Genomic DNA, 20,309 nt, shown 5'->3' on the forward strand with positions numbered 1-20,309 from the left:
TCGTGCGAGCCTCCGTTATGGATTCAGTTTCAGGATCGTCCCTTCGACCGTATGCTCGACCGACGCGGAAGACGTCACCTTCTTGCTGTTTACGGTATGGCTTTCGGTGCCGGCGGAAGCGACGTTGACGCCCTGGATCGTGATCGTTCCGTCGCGCTTCATCACGATGCTGGACATCCCGCAGACGAGCGAAAGCTGATCGCCGGCGTTGACGAGCACCTGATGCTGCACGTTCGTCGTATGGTTCGCGCCGACGTTGACAGTGTGCTCACCGCCGACCGTGTGCGTATGGGCGTTGGCAATCGTCGATGTACGTGCACCGATTTCCTCGGTATGCGACGACGCAACCAGCGTCTTCATGTCCTGCGACGTCGTCTGATACATCTGTCCGACGTTCAGCGTCTTGCCTTCACCGATCGTTTCCGTCTTGGCTTTCGCAACCGTCTCGTTGTGAATGCCGCCGATGGTCGCGTCGCGATTGGCGGCAATCGTCACGGCTTCGTTCTTCCCGACCGTCCGCGTCCGGTTTCCACCGACCCCATGCGTCTCATCCACGCCGATCTGCGCGACCCGGTTCTTGCCGATATTCACCGTCTCGTTCTGCCCCACACTCCGTTGCCGGTTGTTCTTCACCTGCATCGTTTCGTCGTTCCCGACGGTATGCGTATGGTTGTTCCCGACGGAAAGTGTGTGATCGGCCTCCGTCTCCGCGTCGAAATTGCGCTCGGCATGCATCCACAGCTGCTCGGCGCCCTTCTTGTCCTCGAACCGGAAGGCGTTGGCATGGTCGGTCGTCCCGCCCGGTGACGACCGCGATAACAATCCGCTCTGCGTCGCACTGCCCGGCAACCCCCACGGCGGCATCTTCTCGCCGTTGTACACACGCCCCGTCACAATCGGCTCATCCGGATCGCCGTTGAGAAAATCGACGACAACCTCATCGCCGACACGCGGAATCTGCACGCCACCGAAGCCACCGCCGGCCCAAGGACTCGACACTCGAACCCAGCACGATGAATCCTGGTTGCTCTGCCCATACCGATCCCAGCGGAACTGCAACTTCACCCGCCCATACTGATCGGTCCAGATTTCCTCCCCCGGCGGCCCGACCACGGTAGCCGTCTGCGGCCCGTTCGTCCGCGGCCGCGGCGTTTCACGCGGCGATCGATAAGGCAGGCTCGACGGCTGCACGAGCATCATCGTCTGATGCACCACAGCCTCCGCGCCCTGATCGCTTGCATACGCGTTCTCCTGGAAACGGTACCGACACCGCACGATCAGGTACTCGCGGTTCTGATCGGCACGCGGGCAATGCGCAAGCGTGAACAGATAACCCGGCGCGGCGCCGCGCACGTCGGTATCTGCACTCGCCCGCTCATGTTCGGCCTGCTGCTCCTCGAGCCGCACGCGGCTGTAATGCGCACCAGGCGCATCGTCGCGGTACCCGCCCGGCCATTCGAACGACGCGAAGCTGTCGTGATCGTGGCCGCGCGGATCGACCTTCTGCGACGACAGATCGGCACGCGGCTTCGTATAGTCGTAGTCGGTCGTCTGATGCTTGCCGACGCTCACCGCCTGCGCGGGCAGCCAGCCGTCGATGTGCTCCTCGTCGGCGATCGCGGTGCGATCCTGCGCGATGTACGGGATCGTTTCGTAGCTGGGCAACGCGACGTGCGACGACATCGCGTCGCACAGCACGAGCGTGTGACTGTCGGCCGCGTGCCGGAAATAAAAATAGATGCCCTCGAACTCCATCAATCGCATCACGAACGCGGTGTCGGTCTCGTTGTATTGCACGCAGAACTCACGCGGCACGTACGCTTCGGTCAGCTTGTTTTCGATGGGGAAGCCGTAAGGCGCGAGCACTTCCTGCACGATGTCGGGCACGGTGCGGTTCTGGAAGATCCGGCAATCGGAGCGGCGCGTTGCGAGCCACAGCCACGGCCGCACGACCAGTTCGTAACCGTAGTGCCGCTCGGCACGCCGGCCGGCTAGCGTCGCCCGAACGACGATTCCGTTCAGATAGCGCGTCGACAGGTCCTGCTGTTCGATCCGCACGGTCACGGGCTTGCCGAGCATGTCCTTCAGCGACAGGCTGTGGCTGTCAGCCAGCGCCTCGATCCGGAATTCGAACAGGCGACCGAGTTCGTCGCTGCCGTCGAGCGTATGGAATTTCAAGTCGTCGCCATGCGGGCTGTCGAGTGTGAATACGCGATTCACGTCGTTCCCTCCTCGTCGAACCGGTAAGCGAATTCGCCGCCGGCGGCGCTCACCTCGATCGACCTCAGCGCGCGGCCTTCGAGCGTGGCCTCGAGGATCGCGCGGCCGATGCGCGGCATCACGGTATGCGTGAGGATCGCGTCGACCATGCGGCCGCCGGATTCGATCGTCCGGCAGCGCGCGACGATCAGCGCGGTCGCCGAATCGGTGCAGCGCAGCCGGATGCCGTGATGCAGGTCGATCCGTTTCTCGAAGCGCCGCAACTGCAACTCGACGATGCGCGCGAGCGTCGCATCGGTCAGCGGGTAGTACGGCACGACGGTCAGCCGGCCCAGTAGCGCGGCGGGGAACACGTCGAGCAGCGGCGCGCGCAGCGCATCGGCAAGCGTCTGCATGTCGGGCAGGCGCTCGGGAGCGCGGCACAGCTGCATCACGCGATCGGCGCCGACGTTCGACGTCAGCAAAATCACGGTATGCCGGAAGTCGATGTCGCGCCCTTCGCCATCTTCCATCCAGCCCTTGTCGAACACCTGGAAGAAAATTTCGTGCACGTCGCGATGCGCCTTCTCGATCTCGTCGAGCAGCACGACGCTGTACGGCCGACGACGCACGGCCTCGGTGAGCACCCCGCCCTGTCCGTAGCCGACATAGCCGGGCGGCGCGCCCTTCAGCGTCGATACCGTGTGCGCCTCCTGGAATTCGCTCATGTTGATCGTGATCGCGTTGCGCTCGCCGCCGTACAAAGTGTCGGCCAGCGCGAGCGCGGTCTCGGTCTTGCCGACGCCGGACGGCCCGCACAGCAGGAACACGCCGTGCGGTTTGGTCGGGTCGTCGAGCTTCGCACGTGCGGTCTGAATCCGTTCGGCGATCAGTTCGACCGCATGGTGCTGGCCGACGACGCGTTCGCCGAGCGTCTCGGCGAGCTTGAGCACGGCCTGCGTCTCGTCGCGCACCATCCGGCCGAGTGGAATGCCGGTCCAGTCGGCGACGACGGCGGCGACCGCATGCGTGTCGACGGCGGGCAGCACGAGCGGTGCGTCGCCCTGCATCTCGGCGAGCGCCTGCTGCGCGGCGGCGAGGCGCGACAGGACATCGGCGCGTGCGTCGCCGGTGAGCTCGCTCGACGGCGCGTCGTCGAGCAGCGCGGCGCGCGATTCGACGATCGAGGCCAATGCGTCGCGCTCGGCTTGCCAGCGCGTTTCGAGCCGATCGAGCTCCGTCTGCACGGCGGCAAGCTCGGCATCGATCGCGTCGCGCCGCGCGGTGTCGCCGTTGCCGAGCGCGCACTCGCGCGCGATCCGTTCCCGCTCGACGCGCAGGCCGTCGATGCGTCGGCGCGCATCCTCGATCGGCGCGGGCACCGCGTGCTGGCTGACGGCGACGCGCGCGCAGGCCGTGTCGAGCAGGCTGATCGCCTTGTCCGGCAACTGCCGCGCGGGAATATACCGATGCGACAACGTCACGGCGGCCTGCAGCGCATCGTCGAGCACCAGCACGCAGTGGTGGGCTTCGAGCTTCGCGGCGAGGCCGCGCAGCATCGTCACGGCGGCGGCCTCCTCGGGTTCGAGCACGTGGACGAGCTGGAAGCGCCGCGTCAGCGCGGGATCCTTCTCGATGTACTGCTTGTACTCGGACCACGTGGTCGCGCCGATGGTGCGCAGGAGGCCGCGCGCGAGCGCCGGTTTCAGCAGGTTCGCGGCGTCGCCGGTGCCGGCCGCCCCGCCCGCGCCGACGAGCGTATGGACTTCGTCGACGAAGAGGATCGTCGGCCGCTCGGACGACATCGCTTCGTCGATCACGCCGCGCAGGCGGCTCTCGAATTCGCCCTTCACGCTCGCGCCGGCCTGCAGCAGCCCGATGTCGAGCAGGTACAGCGCGACGTCTCGCAGAGACGGCGGCACGTCCCCGGCGGCGATGCGCAGCGCGAAGCCTTCCGCGACGGCGGTCTTGCCGACACCGGCCTCGCCGACCAGCAGCGGGTTGTTCTGCCGTCGCCGCAGCAGGATGTCGACGATCTGGCGGATCTCGGCGTCGCGTCCGACGACGGGGTCGATCTCGCCTGCCCGCGCACGGGCGGTCAGGTCGACAGCGAAGCGCGCCAGGGCCGCGCCTTCCGCGGCTGGCGCACCGCGCATCGCGGCGTCGCCGGAGCCGGTACCCGAGCCCGGATCGGCACGCGCAGCCGGTTGCGCCTCGGGCGAACCGTCGACGATCGATGCGAGTTCGTCGGCGAGCACGTCGGGCACGATGCGCTCGAACTCGCGTGCGATCGCGTACAACACGTTGCGCAACTGCGGCGTCTTCAGGATCGCGAGCAGCAGGACCGCGCCGCGAATCCGCGTCGCGTCGTATTTCAAGGTCGCATAGACCCACGCGCGTTCGACCGCGTCGTCGATGTGCACGGACAGGTCCGACACCGATCCCGCGCCACGCGGCAGCCGATCGAGCGACGCGACGAGGCCGCGCTCGATCGCGGCCTCGTCGATCTCGAACCGGCGCAGCACGCGCTGCAGGTCGCCGTCGGGCCGCTGCAGGAGCTGCTTGATCCAGTGCGCGAGCTCCACGTACGGATTGCCCCGCAGCCGGCAGAATCCGGTCGCCTGCTCGAGCGTTTCGTAGAGGAGCGGGTTGAGCTTTCCGAACAGGTTGACGCGGCCGATATCGGACATGACGGTTCCCGTTTAGGCGGTTTCGCGATGAGGGACGGCGCCGGTGCGCGGCGGCCCGCCACGGCGCGCGTCGTAACGGACGACGAGATCGCGCGCGGGCCCCGCGTCGAGCCGCTGCCCGAGCCATGCGGTACGGCCGAGGCCCTGCGGCGCGCCGAGCGCGATCGCGGGCACCGCGTCGGCCGCCAGTTCGAGCTGGACGTCCCAGTCGAACTCGATGCCGACGTATTCGCGGACCCAGTGCGCGAGTTGCCGCGCGTGCGGGCCGCCCGGCAGGAAGCGCCGGTACGCGTCGAGCGACAGCGGCCCGAGCACGATCCGGAAATGGGACTGCGCGTCGCGCACCGCGATGCCGAGCGCGACGCCGCCGACGCGCAGGGTCGGCCGCGTCGCACGGATCACGCAGCGCTGCGAGCGCTCGATCGCGACCCAGCGCGGCACGTGCTCGACGATGCGCGCGTCGACGCCGAAATGGGTGCTCAGGATCTGCACGAGCCCTTCCGGGTTGCGCGTGTGCCGCACGAGATGACCCGCGTGGAAATAAAGCGCATGCGGCGCGAGCGTGTCTGCGGCCGTGCGTTCCGCGTCGGCCTGCGCGGCCGGCCTGTCGTCATGCGCGGCGCGCCCGATGAGGCTCGCGACATACGCGTCGAACCGTGCGCGCCCGGGACGGTCGAGGCTCACCGTCGGTTGCGCGTCGGCCCACGCACGGTAGAACAGCAGGATCAGCCGGTGATGAAACAGATCCGCGAATGCGGCGAACGTCGGGTCGTCGTGCTGGGCCGCGCGCTCGTGCGCGTATTCGGTCAGGTGGGTCGGCAGCGGACCGTTCGGCCCGAACAACCCGAAACCGTGGATCGCGATGCGCGGCCGCGTGGCGCTGCCGTCCCCATCGTATGCGCCGGCCACCATCGACGCCGCGAACGCGAGCGACGGCTGTTGCCCGAGCCGCACCGGTTCGTCGCGCGGCCGCGCGGCATGGCCGAGCGGTGCGCGGCCGGACGACAGCGCGTCGAGCCAGCGCAACGCCTGGAACAGGTCGTAGCCATGCGGTGCGGCGCGCAGTCGCGCCCACCACGCATCGCGGCGGGCGGATTCGGCGGCCGATCGAGCGCCGGGTGGCGTGCCGTGTTTCATATCGCTGGCCGCCGGCCGATGCGCGCGGGCCAGTGCGCGAGCGTGCCGCGTTGCACGCTGGTCAGCACGCATTCGGCGAACGCATTGATCGAAACATGCCGCGCGAAGAACTGTTCGAGCACCGCGCCGAGCAGGAACGGGCTGTCGCCGGAAAACGCATGATCCTCGACGGTCACGTCGACCTGCACGCCGCGCCCGAACATCAGCGGGCCGAGCGCTGGCAGCCGCCGGAACACCGGCGAGAACGCGACGCGCCGCACGCCGTCGATCTGCCGGCGCATCGCGGCATCGGCTGGGTCGGCATGCAGGCCCAGCAACTCGCGCAGCGCATGCGCGCCCTCCGCGTCGTCGAGATCGGTCAGCGTCTGCCGGGCGAGCCCGAGATGGCGGATGAGCCGCCAGGCCGTCTGCGCATCGGCGATCGGCAGGCGCGGCCGCGACGGGCCGCGAATCGCGACGATGCGCTCGACGGGCGCCGAAATGCGCAGCGTGAACGCGTTCGCGTCGCCCGGCGGCAGCAGCAGCGCGAGATCGCGGTTCGTGCACAGCGTGTCGACGGACAGATAGCGCATCGTCTCGTCGTACGGCGCGCACTGGCTGTCGACGAGCGACACGTAGGTTTCGCTGCCGACGTAGCCGGTGCGCGTGCCGTTCGCGCGTGCCTGCGCGGACACCAGCCGAGGCTCGCGCCGTACCGTGTAGTACGCGCCGTAGTTGCCGTCGTCGCGCGCGAACGACGCATGAAACGGCCTGAATTCGCGCGACTGGCCATCGTCGCGCTGTTCGCTCGCGAGCCGCTGCACGGCATAGACCTCGTGATCGAGCGGCCGGCTGCGGTCGACGACGACATGATGCTCGCGTGCGCCCGGCTGCAACAGGATCCGGTCGCCGCGACGTGCGAACAGGTTCACGGCCGGTGTGCAGTTCAGCGCCAGATGCCGCGCATCGACGGCCGCTTCGAGCGCGGCGTCGTGGCGATCGAACAGCACGGTCAGCTCGCATTCGTCGCCGGTGGCGCGCGCGAGCGCGGCGCGCAGCCCGCCGATACTGAAGAACAGGAAACGCGCCGGAAACGCGAAATACTCACGCAGCAGCCGGTAGCCGTGGAAACTGCGCCCGTCGTCGGGCAGGATCGCCTGCGCCGGATCGAAACCCTCATGGACGATCGCATCGGCGTCGAGCGCATGCAGCCAGCGCGGCGGCTGCCCCGGATCGTGGCAGACAGCGCCGAGCGCATGCGCGGCGATCAGTTCGAGCAGGTGCAGCGCATCGCGTTCCGGGCCCGCGAGATGAAAGGTCAGCCGCTCGAGCGGCAGTTGCGACAGCCTGGCGCCGCCACGCGCCTTGAGCCGGATGCGCAGCGCGCCGCGCACGTCCTGGCGCGCAGGCACGGCGCCGCGCGGCAGCCACGACGGCGCGCCGGTGACGGCCGCATCGGTCAGCTCGAGCGGCCACAGCGTCAGGTCGTGCGCGGTACGGAATTCGCACGCGGTCTGCTCGGACGCGGCGGGCCGCGCGCGCAGCGCGGTGCCGGCCGGCAGCCGCCAGCCCTGTGCGAGGCTGCCTTCGTTGAGCATCGGCGCGAACCGCACGATCGCCATCGACGGCAATGGCGCGAGATAGCCCGGATACACCGCGTCCAGCAACGCCTGCGTGAAGCGCGGAAACTCGGCGTCCATCTTCAGCTGCACGCGCGCGGTGAGGAAACTGAAGCCTTCGAGCAGCCGTTCGACGTACGGATCGGGCGGCCCGGGTTCGGTGAGCCGCAGCCGTGCGGCGACCTTCGGAAACTGCTGCGCGAATTCGTCGCCGAGCTCGCGCAGGTACGCGAGCTCGCGGTTGTAGTAGTCGAGCAGGCGCGTATCCATCGTGTCAGTTTCCCGCCGCCGACCGCAGCGACATCGCGCCCGTCTCGAGATCGAGGTCGGAGCGCAGCACGAATTCGACCGGATGCGGGATCGACCACAGCGTGCCGCGAATCTCGAACAGCAGCACGTTGTGACGCCGTTCGCCGGCACGCCCGTCCGATGCATCGGCGACGCTGCGGACCTCGACGCTGTCCGGCGCGATGCGTGGCTCGAAGCGCACGATCGCGTCGCGGATCGACGCCTCGACCGACATCCGCTCGACGCCCGACATCGGCTTGCCGACGAGCGGCCGCATTCCGTAGTTGAGCACCGAGGCCTGCGCGTGCGCGAACGCGGCCCAGTCGACGAAGCCGTCCTCGGCATTGCGCGTATTGAGCAGCCACGCGAGATCGCGCAGCACGGCCGCGCGCAGGCGCTCGGCGCCGACGCCTTGCGTGCCGGGCGGATCGGCCGTGCGCTGCGGCGCGTCGTCGGTCAGCCGGTCGAGCAGCGCGGGCTGCAGCCGGTCGCGCACTCCGGCGTGGCGGCCGGCGCGGGCTTGCGGGGCGTCCATCGTCATCGCTCCGCCGTCACATCTCGGTGTTTTCCTTGATGTTCCAGCCGACCGACACCTCGGCGCCCTTGCCGCCGTTGTCGTTCTGCTGCCAGTACTGCTTCTTCACCTTCGCGGCCTGGAAGCCGTAGTGCATCATCAGCCGGTCGGCCGCGTCGCCGGGGTCGATGCCCGCGACCTGCGCAGACGTGACGAGCACTTCCTGCAGCGTCACGCGCATGAACTCGACCTGCGTGCCGCCGGTCTTGCACGCGGAGATCTCGACCTTCGGCAAGTGCTTGCCGCTCGCGCAGTTCTTGACGATTGCCGGCGCGCCCTTGTCCATGTACGCGGCCACGACGAGATCGTTGAAACTTGCCTTGCCCGCGTTGCCGCCGCTGCCGCTCGCCATCGCGCCCGGCTGGCTCGCGCCCCACGTGAACGATTCGATATCGGTCCAGCCCTTGTGCTGCGCGTCGGCCGATTCGCCGGTCACGCCGTCCACCTTCATAAACATTGCCACGCCCATTGCCGTCTCCGTTTCGGTGCGAAATCACGTTGAATGCCGTATCGAATGCCGCGTGCCGCTCACTCGTTCGCCGCCTTCGCCGATGGCAGCCGCGAGATGAGCCGCAGCGACACGGTGAGCCCTTCGAGCTGGTAATGCGGTCGCAGGAAGAATTTCGACGTGTAGTAGCCGGGGTTGTCCTCGACCTCGTCGACGACCACCTGCGCGGCCGCCAGCGGCTTGCGCGCCTTGGTTTCCTGGGACGAGTTCACGGGGTCGCCGTCGACGTAGTTCATGATCCAGTCGTTGAGCCAGCGCTCCATGTCGTCGCGCTCGCGGAACGAGCCGATCTTGTCGCGCACGATGCATTTCAGGTAGTGCGCGAAGCGGCAGCACGCGAACAGGTAAGGCAGGCGGCCGGACAACCGCGCGTTCGCGGTCGCGTCGGGGTCGTGATACTCGGCCGGCTGGTACAGCGACTGCGCGCCGATGAAGGCCGCGAAATCCGAGTTCTTCCGGTGCACGAACGGCATGAAGCCGCTTTTCGCGAGCTCGGCCTCGCGGCGGTCGCTGATGGCGATCTCGGTCGGGCATTTCTGATCGACGCCGCCGTCGTCAGTCGGGAACGTGTGGCTCGGCAGCCCTTCGACCGCCCCGCCCGACTCGACACCGCGAATCGATGAGCACCAGCCGTACAGCTTGAACGAGCGATTGATGTTCGCGGCCATCGCGTAAGCCGAGTTCGCCCACGTGTAGCGGTCGTGATTCGCGGCGTCGGTGTCTTCCTCGAAGTCGAATTCGTCGACCGGATTGGTGCGCGCGCCATACGGCAGCCGCGCAAGAAAGCGCGGCATCGCGAGGCCGACGTAGCGCGAATCCTCCGACTGTCGCAGGCTGCGCCAGCCCGCGTATTCGGTGTTCTGGAAGATCTTGGTGAGGTCGCGCGGGTTCGACAGCTCCTGCCACGAATCCATCTGCATCAGTTCCGGCGACGCGCCCGCGATGAACGGCGCGTGCGCGGCCGCCGCGATCTTCGACAGCTCGCCGAGCATCTCGACGTCCGGCGGGCTGTGATTGAAGTAGAAGTCGCCGACGAGGCAGCCGAACGGCTCGCCGCCGAACTGCCCGTATTCCTCCTCGTAGATCTTGCGGAACAGCGGGCTCTGGTCCCACGCGACGCCCTTGTAGCGCTTGAGCATCCGCGCAACCTCGTTGCGCGATGCCGGCAAGGCCTTGATCTTCAGCAGCTCGTCGGTCTCGGTGTGCGTGACGAGGTAATGCAGGCCGCGCCATGCACCTTCGAGCGTCTGGAATTCGTCGTGATGCAGGATCTGGTTGATCTGCTCGGACAGCTTCCGGTCGATCTCCGCGATGATCTGCTTCACGCTGCCGTATGCGTCGGTCGTCATGCCGACCGTATGTTCGAGCGCCTGCTGCGCGAGCGTGCGCACCGCGCGCTCAACCGATTCGCGCGCCTCGGCGGTCTTCGGCTTGAACTCCTTCTGCAGCAGCGCGGCGAACTCGCCGTGCGCCACGGCCGGCTGCGCGGCGTCGCGGGTGTTGCGAGCTTCTGCGCGGGACTGGACAGGGTCATTCATCGCGGGCCTCCGGTTGGGTCGCGTCGCCGGCCTGCGCGTCGGCGCGCGGTTCGCGCACGAGCGTCTTCAGCAGGTCGGGATCGTTGATCGCGCGCTCGATCAGCTGCTCGGCGCCGTGCTTGCCGTCCATGTACGACAGCAGGTTCGACAGCTCGGTGCGCGCATCCAGCAGCCGGCGCAGCGCGTCGACGTTGCGCGCGATCGCCGCCGGCGAGAAATCGTCGATCTGTTCGAACGTCATGTCGACGTTGAGCATCCCTTCGCCCGTCAGCGTGTTGGGCACCTGGAACGCGACGCGCGGCGCGACCGACTTCATCCGTTCGTCGAAGTTGTCGACGTCGATCTCGAGGAACTTGCGCTCCGGTAAATCGGGCAGCGGCTCGGCGCGCTTGCCCGCCAGGTCCGCGATGACGCCCATCACGAACGGCAGCTGCACCTTGCGCTCGGCGCCGTAGGTCTCGACGTCGTACTCGATCTGCACGCGCGGCGCCCGATTGCGCGCGATGAACTTCTGTCCGCTGCCTGCCGCCTTGGTTCTGTCCGTCATCGTCCGCTCCTTCACATCGATCAGATTGCGTGTACGTCGCCGCCGCCGGGCGGCTTGCCTCATTCGCTCCGCTCGCCGCTCAGCAGGTCCAGCTTCGGCAGGCTCTCCGGAGCGAGATCCCGGATGATTTCGTAGAAGTCGAGCGCGAGCAGCCGCTGCGCACGCCGCAGCAGCAGCGGCGCCGGGTGGCTCGGTTCGTGCAGTTCGAAATAGCGGCACATCTTGTCGATGCCGAGCCGCACGTCGTCGCGGCTCGCGACCTCGGCATCGCGCCAGGCCTGCCCGTTCGGCAACGCGGTCGGCGTGGACGCGGCGTGCGCGGCGCCGGATGCGGCCGGCGCCGCCGGAATCGAACCGTCCGCCGGCCGTGCCGTGTGCATCGGCTCCGGCATTTCGTGCACGATCCGTTGCAACGCCTTTTCCGTGTCGCTCGCATCGGGCGACCATTCGCTGCCGAGCTGGTCCGTGATGTGCGCGCGGATCGCATTCAGCGCACCCAGCACCGCGCGCACCGCGTCGATCGGTACGCGGCCATCGTCGCGTGCGGTCGACAGCGCAGCGACCAGGCCGTCGCGGCTGACTGTGGCCGGGCCGCCCGCTTCGTCGCGCCCGTTGAGCGCGCGTTCGGCGTCGCGCACGCTCGGGCCGCCGTCGAACAGCGGCTGGCGCCGCGCCGCGCGCGCGCATTCGTGCGCGCCGGCGACATCGGCGAGCGCGTTCATCCGCAATGTCGGATCCGGTTCGCCATCGGCGTCGAGGCGCGGATGCAGGTCGTCCCACCAGCGCCCGATCAGGCCGGCGACGACCGCGAGCCCGTCCGCGTAGCCCGGAATGCCGTGCTGCTCGGTCCAGCTGCGCGCGAGATACGCGGCGACACGCAAGTCCTTCGTCCGTTCGCCCAGCGCGAGCGCAAGGCGCTCGACCGCGCGCCAGTCGGGCATCTCGGCCGGAATCACGGTGTCGCCGTATTGCTGCTCGGCGCGCGGTGTCGCCCGCTCCTGAAGCTGCAGGAAGTCGGCGTCGTATTCGAGGTTCCGACCGCACGGGGCTTCGGGCGAGACCTCCGCCAGCAGCCGGCCGATCAACTCGGCGCGCGGCGTCGCGGCCGGCAAACCGGGCGACGGCGAGGACAATGCGGCGGCAGCCAGCGCCGCCTGGCTGACGTCATTCGAATGCATAGTCGATGTTGACCGGTTTGCTGCCGAAGTCGATCGCCACGGTGCGGTGCAACGGCGGCAGCGAGCCGTTGCGGATCTCGATCTGGTAGACGCCCGGTGTCAGCGACACCGAGCGCAGCGGCGGGCTCGCGCCGCGCCGTGCGCCGTTCACGTACACGTCGCCCCACGGACGCACGTTGAAACGGACCTGGACGGTCTCCTGTTTCGGCGGGCGCTGCTCGACGGCCGGCGCGTTGATCGCGGCAACGGCCGTCGCCGCTTCCGATGGCGACGCCGGTGCGGGCACCGGTGCGGGCACCGGTGCGGGCGACGGCGTCGCAGCGGCCTCCGAGGGCGGCACGTTGACGACGCGTTCCGATGTGTCGAGGCTGCCGGCCGGTGCGATGGTCGCGCTCGAGCCCGCATGCGACGGTGTGACGCCGGCGATGTCCGTTGCGGTCGTCGCGACCTGCGGCGCGGGCACGGCCGCCCCCGCAGCGGGCGTGCTGGCCGGCGCGGCGGCCAGCGATGGCGGCGGCACCTGCGCGGACGATCCGGCCGACAGGCTCGACGGCGGCACGACGATCGGCGTCGGGCCGCGCTGCGCGAGCATTGCGTCCGACGCCACGCCCGAGGATGCAACGCCCGCCAGCGGCTGGCTTGCGCCCGCTTCCGGTTCGCCCGCGACTTTCGCGGGACGCGACAGATAGGTCGCGGCGATGCCAACGACGATCAGGGCTGCCAACGCGCCACCCACGTAGGTCTTCGTGCGCCGGTTGCCCGCCGCGGTGAACGATGGGCGGCGCGGCGGGCGGATCGGAGGCGATGCACCCGGCGACGGCGTGGATGTGGAGGCGCCATCAGCGCCATCAGCGCCATCAGCGCCAGCAGCGCCAGCAATCGGCACTGCAGTTGCGTTCAGGTTTCCTGTATCCGTTGCACGGCCCTGCCCGCTGTCCGCCCCGGCGCTTCTCGATCGCACGCCGGCATCCTCACGCGCCTCGGGCGTCGAAGCCGACCGCTCGTCGTTCGCCTCTTCCTTTGCACGCCCCTCATCACCTTCACGCCCGTCGGATCGCCCTGTTTTCGCGGAAGCCGACAACGCCTGCGATATGGATGACGAAGCAGTTGCAGACGTGGGCGAAGCCGATGAATCCAGGGCTCGCGCATCCGCCGTCGACGCCAAAGGCCCGCGATCGTTCGGCTTGTCGCCAGCCCCGGCGGACCCGATAGACGCCGTATCGGAAGTGCTCGTCCGGCCTTCCGCCCGCTCAGGCTGCGACGGCCGCACATCCGGTGTCGCATCGCCCGACACCGCAGCCACCCCCGAAACACCGGAAGCCACTTTCCCTGCTCCGCCGCCCCCGGCATCGGTGGCCGGCGGCACAAAGGCCGCACCATACCCGCCGCCCGTGCGGTCGAGATCGCGCAACCCGAGTTCCGCCGCGAACGCCGCGACCGACTCCGGCCGATCCGGGATCCGCAACTGCAACGCGTGATCGATCGCCGCGAGGAACGCCGGGCTGTACACCTCGCCGGCCGGCAACTCGCGCGACGCGAGCGGCCGGTATGTGTCCTTGATGCTGCGCACGACGGCCGCGGGCGGCAGTTCACCTGTGATCAACGCGTGCATCACCGCGCCGAGCGCGTAGAGATCGGTCCACGGCCCCTGGCTGAACGCGGGGTCGTCGGTGTATTGCTCGATCGGCGCGTAACCGGGCTTGATCATCATCGCGCCGTCGTCGACGAGATCGCCGATCCGCTTGCGCGCCGCGCCGAAGTCGAGCAGGATCGCGCTGCCGTTCGGGCGGATCAGCACGTTGTCGAGCGCGACATCCCGATGGAAGCACTGCGCGCGATGCAGCGTGTCGAGCGCGCCGAGCAGCGCGCCGACGATGTTGCGCAATTGCGTCTCGCTCATCCGCACACCGCCGTCGAGCAGCTGCTTGAGCGTGCGCCCCTCGTAGAACGGCATCACCATGTATGCGGTGCCGTGGCTCTCCCAGAAATGCAGCACCTTCACGAGCCCCGGATGGTCGAATTGCGCGAGCAGGCGCGCCTCGTTGAGGAACGCGCCGCGTCCCGCGTCGAACGCCTGGGCGAACCGCTCGGAGCGCAGTGACACCGTGTAGTCGCCGCCGCGCGTCGCGAGCATCGACGGCATGTATTCCTTGATCGCGACCGCGCGCCGCAACGTGCGGTCGAACGCGCGATAGACGATGCCGAAACCGCCGATGCCCAGCACCTCGTCGAGCTGCAGCTCGCCCAGGCGATGACCGAGCGGCAGCGGCCGCACCGTGAATTCGGGCGCGTCGCCGCGGGTCGCCGTATCGTGCTCGTTGTCTCTCGATGAAGGGTCCTTCATGTCTACCTCGCGATACCGCATCCGTATTGCCTGCGTTGCCTGGCGCCGACCGCCGACCGGCACCGTCAGCTACCGCCGAACAGCGTCAGGAACAGCGCGTTGTCGGGTGCACCCGTATGCGCGTGCGTGCGCAGCGGCGAGCCGTCGGCGCGATTGGTCCACCAGAAGCTCGTCCCGCCGTGGGGATCGAAATAACCGGACAGCCCGGGCCACGCGGCGAGCGCCGGTCGTTCGGGCAGCGTCGCCGGCATCCCGTCAACGACTTCCGCCGGCGGCCCGCCGCCCGGCGCGAGCCGCACGCGGTCGAGCGTCTCTTCGAGGTCGACCGGCGCGCGCGCATGCCGGATCGCATCGAGCAACGCATGGCCGATCTGCCAGTAGAACGCGTCGGCGGCGTCCGGCAGCCCGTTCCAGTAGTCGGCCGCCGGCATCGGCAACGTGACGATCACCGGGTAGTAACGCCCGACGCGGTCGCAGCTCGGCGCGAGACAACCTGCCTGCACGCACGACGCGCCGGCGCCCGCCGGCACCAGGAAATTCCAGACCGGCGCGACGGTGTAGTGGCGCGCGATCTCGTCCGGGCCGCGCTGGCGCATCGCGGCCATCCCCTGCTGAAGCCAGCGTTCCCACCACTGCGCGAGCGCATGCGGCAGCCGGCTGTTCACGAAGTCGCCGGCGCCGGGAATCTTTCCGTACCAGGCCGGGGCGTCGCCATCGGCGCGCGTGAGCGGCGGGAGGCGGCTCATTGCTTCGGAGGGCATGTAAAGGACTCCATCTGGGGCAGCCTGAACGGATTGTGGACACTGCCCGCATTCACCTGCAGCACGAGCGGTTTGCCGTCGACGGTGAAGCGCGCGACCATCTGGTCCGACCCGCGCCCGGCCGACACGGCCGCGCGGTCGAACAGCCGGTGCAGCGCCCATGGCCCGTTGGTCGTGAAGCCGTCGGTCGCGCCGGCCTGCCCCGACACCTGCAGGCGGACCTGATTGCTGCCGCGCGTGCCCGGCCAGTCCACCGCGCTTTGCACGAGGGGGCCGTGCGCATAACGGACGATCTGGCCGTCGACGTCGAGCACCATCTCCGTGAGCGACGGGTCCATTTCGAGCGGCTGGATCTGCACCTTCAGTTGCGCCGTGCGTGCGCCGCCGCCGAAATACACGTCGCGGATCACCGCGGCCTTCTCGAACGACGAAAGCATCGCGGCGGCCGCCGGATCGGCGTCCGCATTGCGGTTCGCGAAACGCCACGGATGCGACGTCGTATCGACGATCGACTGCAGGTTCTTCTGGAAGAAATCGTCCATCAGGCCGCCCGGCGCGAACATCTGCGCGAAATCCGCCGGTGCGACGTCGCGCGACGATCCGCGCGCGAACGGATAGCGGCCCGCGATCGCCTGCCGGCAGAAATCGCCGACGTTCGCGCCGGCCCGTTGCGCGACGCTGCGCTGCTCGACGGTCGCGACGCTGCCGTTCGCGACGTTCGACAGGTCGTCGAGCACGTCGCGGAACGGCGTCGGCAGCCGCCCGGCCTGCGCGCGCAGCCGCGCGGGCGCGTCGGACGGCGGCGGCTGGGCGCCGCTGCGCAGCGCATCGTCGGTGGCCGTCAGGTACGTATAGAGCGCGTCGATCGACTTCAGCACCGCGTCGAACGCCTGCGCCTGATCGCCGCTGCCCGGCGCGAACGCGCGCAGCCCGGCGAAGTGGCTGTCGACCACCTGCTCGGGGCTCGCGGGCGCCACGGCTGACGGATTCGCGTCGCTCGCGCCCTGCCCCGCGAAGATCTGCGACAGCGAACTGCGCGCCTCGTCGACCTTGTCCTGCGCGCGCGACGCGAGATTGCGCGCGCCGCCCGGCGCATCGCCGAGCGCCGTGTCGCGCGCGAGCGCGATCATCAGCCGGGTGAGCGGCGAATCCGCCGACGACAGCGCGCGCGCGACCTGGATGCTCTGCGCGAGCGTCGCCGTGCGCTGCAGCTTGATGTCGGCGAGATAGTCGTCCCAGATCTTCAGATAATCGTTCAGGTACAACTGGCGGATGTCGCGCGCCCATGCGGCGGCGTCGTTCGGCCCGGGGATCTCGGACAGCCCGAGATTCAGCACCCACACCTCCTCGCGCCCGTATGCGTCGACCTCGCCCGCGAGGCGCGGCGCGAACACGTTCCGATAGCCGTTGCGCGTGTACAGGCCCGGCACGCCTTCCGACAGCGGCTTGCCGCTCTGGCGGCGGAACACGAGCGACGCGTCGGGCCCCACCGCGCGCGCGACGCTGAAATCGAGTGCGGACGTCGCCGGCCGCAGCGTGCGCGTGAGCTGGCGATACAGCCGCTGCGAGAACGGCACTTGCCGCAGCCGGTCGCGCACGTCGGCCACGAGCCGCTCGTTCATCGGATACGGCGACACGGCCACCCGGTTTCCGAACAGCGCGGCGAGATGCGCGCGCAGCGTCGAGCGTTCGGCCGGCGAGAAATCGGGCGGCAGCGAGCGCTCCATTTCCAGGTCGACGACGGCCTGCACGAACGCGGGATCGTAATGCGCGCTGTCGTACAGCATCAGGTAGGCCTTCAGCGCCGCATACGCGTAGTCGGTTTCGTCCGGCCGCGCATCGCTCAGCGCGGCCTCCATCCGGCGCGCGGCGATCGGCAGCAGCACGTCGTCGAGCGCGCGCCGGTACACGGCGTCGACGGCCTCGTCGATCTTCTCGCCCTGAAACAGCCCCCAGCGGTACGCGAGCGGCGGATGCGAGCGGTCGACGCCGCCGGCATTCGCGAGCCCGCCGAGCGCGTCGAGCACCGGCAGCAGCCGCGCGATGTCGGCCGCATCCGAGAACTTCGCACCGGCGATCTGCGCATCGACGGCGGGCACCTGCTGCGCGATCCGGTCGAGATACGCGCGATTGTTCGCATAGCTGCGCAGCCAGGCGGCCAGCACGACCACGCTCGCGAGCGCGAGGAGCGCATACCCGGCGATCTGCAACACGCGCCGCTTCTGATGCCAGCGCAGGTCGCTGCCGGCGAGCGCGGCTTCGCGGAAGATGTGCTCCTGCAGCAACGACTTCAAGAAGAAGCTGCGCCCGGTCGAGCCGACCTGGGCAACCGGCGGCACGCCCTCGATCTTCAGGAAGCGCTTGATGCCGCTCATCACGCGGTCGAACGCGGTGCCTTCCTGCGTGCCGCTCGTCAGGTATACGCCGCGCAGCATCGGCATCGGCTCGAAGCTCGACACGGAAAACACTTCGGCGACGAACTGGCCGAGCATGTCCTGCAGGTCGGCGACCTGCTGCGGCAGCAGATACGCCATCTCGCGCTGGCGCGCGTCGGTCTGTGTGGCGAGCAGCTCGGGCAGTCCGTCGTTCAGCCGCTGGTGCAGCAGCCGGTATTCGCGGTCGAAGGCGGCACGCAGGTCGAAGCCCGGCGCCTCGCTTTGCGCCAGCGGGAACGTGAAACCCCACACCTGCGCGCATTCCGCGCGGCCGAAGCCGCCGAAATACTCGGCGAAGCCGGCCAGCAGGTCGGCCTTCGTCACAAGCAGGTAGACGGGAAACCGGATGCCGAGCTGCGCCCGCAGCTCGAGCAGCCGCTTGCGCAGCACCATCGCGTGCTGCGTGCGCTCGGCTTCCGACGCGCCGACCAGGTCGGCGACGCTGATCGTCAGCATCGCGCCGTTCAGCGGCTGGCGCGTGCGGTACTTCTTCAGCAGTTCGACGAAGCCTTTCCACTCGGCTTCGTCGAGTGCGCGGTTGCCTTCATGGGTCGTGTAGCGGCCGGCCGTGTCGATCAGCACCGCGTCGTTGGTGAACCACCAGTCGCAGTGCCGGGTGCCGCCCACACCGCGAATCGCGGCACGGCCGAACTGCTCGGCGAGCGGAAAACTGAGCCCGGAATTGACGAGCGCGGTCGTCTTGCCCGAGCCTGGCGCGCCGATGAACACGTACCACGGCAACTGGTACAGATACTGGCGCGACATCCGGTCGAACCAGCGCGCCAGCCCCTTGCGTGCGGTGTCCGCCTGCCCGAAGCGGACCTTCTTCAGCAGCGCCGCGGCCTCGTCGAAGCGGCTGCGCAGCTCGTCGAGCTGGGCCTTGGCCGGATCGTCGGCGTTCGCCGGCCCGGGCGCGGCCTCGCGCAACTGGTTCAGCAACTGCGCGTTCAAGCGGCTTGCGTGCCAGCTTCGCCACGCCACGCGTGCGCCCCACGCGGCGAACAGCACCGCGATCGTCACCGTGCGCGCCCAGCCGCTTTCGAGCGGGCGGATCTCGGCGAACGCGAACAGCGGCCCGGCGAGCCACACGAAACACGCGAGCACGACGAGACCGGCGAAGGTCCAGATCTCCCGCGACGGCAACGGCCGGACGAAACGCGCGACAGCCTGATTCATGTCAGTGCGCTCCCTGCGTCGCGCCGACGGCGGCACTGCCGGGCGCCGGCAGCAGCGTGATCTCGACGCGCCGGTTCAGCGCGCGGTTCGCGGGCGTATCGTTCGGCGCGACCGGATCGAGCGTGCCGCGCCCCTCGGCCGCGAGTCGCTCCGGATGGTCGAGGCGCGCGGCGATCATGCCGCGCACGGCCTCCGCGCGCTCGCGCGACAGGTCCCAGTTCGACGCGAAGCGTGCCGTGTGCACCGGCGTGTCGTCGGTATAGCCGGTCACGCGCACGTTGCCGGGCACCTGGTTGAGCGCATCCGCGACGCGTGCGAGCACCGGCGCGTAACGGTCGATCACCGACGTCGAGCCGGACTTGAACAGCCCGTCGCCGCGCAGCACGATTACGCTGCGATCGGCGTCGTCGCGCACTGACACGAGGCCGGCCGCGATCTCCGGCGCCAGGAACTTCGCGACGCGCGGCGCCGCCGCCGGGCGCGGCGGTGCCTGAGCAGGCTGCAGCTTCGGCACGTGCAGCGCGTCGATCGACGCGAACAGCCGGTCCGAATGCCCGGCCAGCGCAATGCGCAGCCCGACGAACACGCCGAAGCCGATCAGCAGCGCAAGCGCCACGCAGACCCAGAGCGGCACGACGAAGCGACGCGACACGTCGCGCGTGACGACGTCGCGCCAGTGCGGCGACAACGCGGGCTCGAATTCGCCGCGCACCGAGCGGATCGTGTGAGCCAGTTGCCAGCGCAGCGCGTCGAGTTCCGCATGACCGTTGTCGAGCACCCGATAGCGGCCCTCGAAGCCGAGCGCGAGACAGAAATACAGCAGCTCCAGCAGGTCGAGGTGCTGGCGCGGCTGCTGGGATAGGCGTTCGAGCAGGTGGAAGAACTTCTCGCCGCCCCAGGTTTCGTTGTGGAACGACACGAGCAGGCTGTGCGACGACCACACGCTGCCGCCCCACGGCGTCAGCGCGGCTGCTTCGTCGAGCGCCGTGCACAGGCAGTAGCGCGCGCCGATGATCGCCTCCGACGGCACGCCGGCTTCCTGCGCGCGCGCCTCGAACTGACGAATCTCGACGACGAGATGCTCGCGCAGCCACGCCGGATTCGGATGATGGACGGTCGAGCGGATCTGGGGCACGAGATTGAGCAGCGGGTTGGCGGCCGCGACGAGCGGATTCGTGCCGCTCGCGGCCCAGCGGCCGGGGCGCGGCTGCGTGGCCGTCGGCCCGGCCGCGCCGGACGCAGCCGATGGATGCATGCCGCCCGGATTCGGCGGCACGAATCCGCCTGCGCCGGCGGAAATCGAATCGGAGGAAGAATTCATCGCGCTGCCCCGCCG

13 protein-coding genes are annotated in these 20,309 nt (G+C 69.2%); all 13 read right to left on the reverse strand.

Features of this window, described 5'->3' with window-relative positions:
- Positions 1 to 15 precede the first annotated feature (15 nt).
- Positions 16 to 2,220 (reverse strand): type VI secretion system tip protein VgrG, encoded by a 2,205-nt coding sequence (tssI, locus tag HWX22_RS09730; RefSeq protein ID WP_175915523.1) that lies wholly within the window; start codon positions 2,218 to 2,220, stop codon positions 16 to 18.
- Positions 2,217 to 4,889, reverse strand: a complete 2,673-nt coding sequence (tssH, locus tag HWX22_RS09735) for a type VI secretion system ATPase TssH (protein ID WP_175915524.1) — start codon at positions 4,887 to 4,889, stop codon at positions 2,217 to 2,219. The genes tssI and tssH overlap by 4 nt, the downstream gene beginning before the upstream one ends.
- A gap of 12 nt (positions 4,890 to 4,901) precedes the next feature.
- A complete protein-coding gene (gene tssG, locus HWX22_RS09740; RefSeq protein WP_175915525.1) occupies positions 4,902 to 6,026 on the reverse strand; it encodes a type VI secretion system baseplate subunit TssG in 1,125 nt (374 codons plus the stop codon).
- Positions 6,023 to 7,894 (reverse strand): type VI secretion system baseplate subunit TssF, encoded by a 1,872-nt coding sequence (gene tssF / locus HWX22_RS09745; protein WP_175915526.1) that lies wholly within the window; start codon positions 7,892 to 7,894, stop codon positions 6,023 to 6,025. Before tssF ends, tssG begins: the two co-directional genes overlap by 4 nt.
- A gap of 4 nt (positions 7,895 to 7,898) precedes the next feature.
- Positions 7,899 to 8,447 (reverse strand): type VI secretion system baseplate subunit TssE, encoded by a 549-nt coding sequence (tssE, locus tag HWX22_RS09750; RefSeq protein WP_175915527.1) that lies wholly within the window; start codon positions 8,445 to 8,447, stop codon positions 7,899 to 7,901.
- Between the two features lie 16 nt (positions 8,448 to 8,463).
- A complete protein-coding gene (locus tag HWX22_RS09755; RefSeq protein WP_059525502.1) occupies positions 8,464 to 8,955 on the reverse strand; it encodes a type VI secretion system tube protein Hcp in 492 nt (163 codons plus the stop codon).
- 59 nt (positions 8,956 to 9,014) lie between these two features.
- Positions 9,015 to 10,532 (reverse strand): type VI secretion system contractile sheath large subunit, encoded by a 1,518-nt coding sequence (gene tssC / locus HWX22_RS09760; protein WP_175915528.1) that lies wholly within the window; start codon positions 10,530 to 10,532, stop codon positions 9,015 to 9,017.
- Positions 10,525 to 11,079, reverse strand: coding sequence for a type VI secretion system contractile sheath small subunit (gene tssB, locus HWX22_RS09765; RefSeq protein ID WP_059525499.1), 555 nt, complete (start codon positions 11,077 to 11,079; stop codon positions 10,525 to 10,527). Before tssB ends, tssC begins: the two co-directional genes overlap by 8 nt.
- A gap of 59 nt (positions 11,080 to 11,138) precedes the next feature.
- Positions 11,139 to 12,257: a type VI secretion system protein TssA gene (gene tssA / locus HWX22_RS09770; RefSeq protein WP_175915529.1), complete on the reverse strand. Its 1,119-nt coding sequence runs from the start codon at positions 12,255 to 12,257 to the stop codon at positions 11,139 to 11,141.
- On the reverse strand, positions 12,244 to 14,601 hold the full coding sequence (locus HWX22_RS09775; RefSeq protein WP_175915530.1) for a serine/threonine-protein kinase: 2,358 nt from the start codon (positions 14,599 to 14,601) through the stop codon (positions 12,244 to 12,246). Before HWX22_RS09775 ends, tssA begins: the two co-directional genes overlap by 14 nt.
- A 65-nt stretch (positions 14,602 to 14,666) precedes the next feature.
- Positions 14,667 to 15,362, reverse strand: coding sequence for a type VI secretion system-associated protein TagF (tagF, locus tag HWX22_RS09780; RefSeq protein ID WP_156437139.1), 696 nt, complete (start codon positions 15,360 to 15,362; stop codon positions 14,667 to 14,669).
- Positions 15,344 to 18,973, reverse strand: coding sequence for a type VI secretion system membrane subunit TssM (gene tssM / locus HWX22_RS09785; protein WP_175915531.1), 3,630 nt, complete (start codon positions 18,971 to 18,973; stop codon positions 15,344 to 15,346). The genes tagF and tssM overlap by 19 nt, the downstream gene beginning before the upstream one ends.
- 1 nt (position 18,974) lies before the next feature.
- Positions 18,975 to 20,294: a DotU family type VI secretion system protein gene (locus tag HWX22_RS09790; RefSeq protein ID WP_059525491.1), complete on the reverse strand. Its 1,320-nt coding sequence runs from the start codon at positions 20,292 to 20,294 to the stop codon at positions 18,975 to 18,977.
- Positions 20,295 to 20,309 lie beyond the last annotated feature (15 nt).

This window comes from Burkholderia sp. BCC1638 (assembly GCF_902833195.1).
Lineage (GTDB): Bacteria > Pseudomonadota > Gammaproteobacteria > Burkholderiales > Burkholderiaceae > Burkholderia > Burkholderia diffusa.

What these genes read in the sequence shown, in the direction of transcription:
- tssH (WP_175915524.1), bottom strand. Translation starts at nt 4,889, where the DNA reads ATGTCCGATATCGGCCGCGTCAACCTGTTCGGAAAGCTCAACCCGCTC.
- tssG (WP_175915525.1), bottom strand. Translation starts at nt 6,026, where the DNA reads ATGAAACACGGCACGCCACCCGGCGCTCGATCGGCCGCCGAATCCGCC.
- tssF (WP_175915526.1), bottom strand. Translation starts at nt 7,894, where the DNA reads ATGGATACGCGCCTGCTCGACTACTACAACCGCGAGCTCGCGTACCTG.
- tssE (WP_175915527.1), bottom strand. Translation starts at nt 8,447, where the DNA reads ATGGACGCCCCGCAAGCCCGCGCCGGCCGCCACGCCGGAGTGCGCGAC.
- HWX22_RS09755 (WP_059525502.1), bottom strand. Translation starts at nt 8,955, where the DNA reads ATGGGCGTGGCAATGTTTATGAAGGTGGACGGCGTGACCGGCGAATCG.
- tssC (WP_175915528.1), bottom strand. Translation starts at nt 10,532, where the DNA reads ATGAATGACCCTGTCCAGTCCCGCGCAGAAGCTCGCAACACCCGCGAC.
- tssB (WP_059525499.1), bottom strand. Translation starts at nt 11,079, where the DNA reads ATGACGGACAGAACCAAGGCGGCAGGCAGCGGACAGAAGTTCATCGCG.
- tssA (WP_175915529.1), bottom strand. Translation starts at nt 12,257, where the DNA reads ATGCATTCGAATGACGTCAGCCAGGCGGCGCTGGCTGCCGCCGCATTG.
- HWX22_RS09775 (WP_175915530.1), bottom strand. Translation starts at nt 14,601, where the DNA reads ATGAAGGACCCTTCATCGAGAGACAACGAGCACGATACGGCGACCCGC.
- tagF (WP_156437139.1), bottom strand. Translation starts at nt 15,362, where the DNA reads ATGCCCTCCGAAGCAATGAGCCGCCTCCCGCCGCTCACGCGCGCCGAT.
- tssM (WP_175915531.1), bottom strand. Translation starts at nt 18,973, where the DNA reads ATGAATCAGGCTGTCGCGCGTTTCGTCCGGCCGTTGCCGTCGCGGGAG.
- HWX22_RS09790 (WP_059525491.1), bottom strand. Translation starts at nt 20,294, where the DNA reads ATGAATTCTTCCTCCGATTCGATTTCCGCCGGCGCAGGCGGATTCGTG.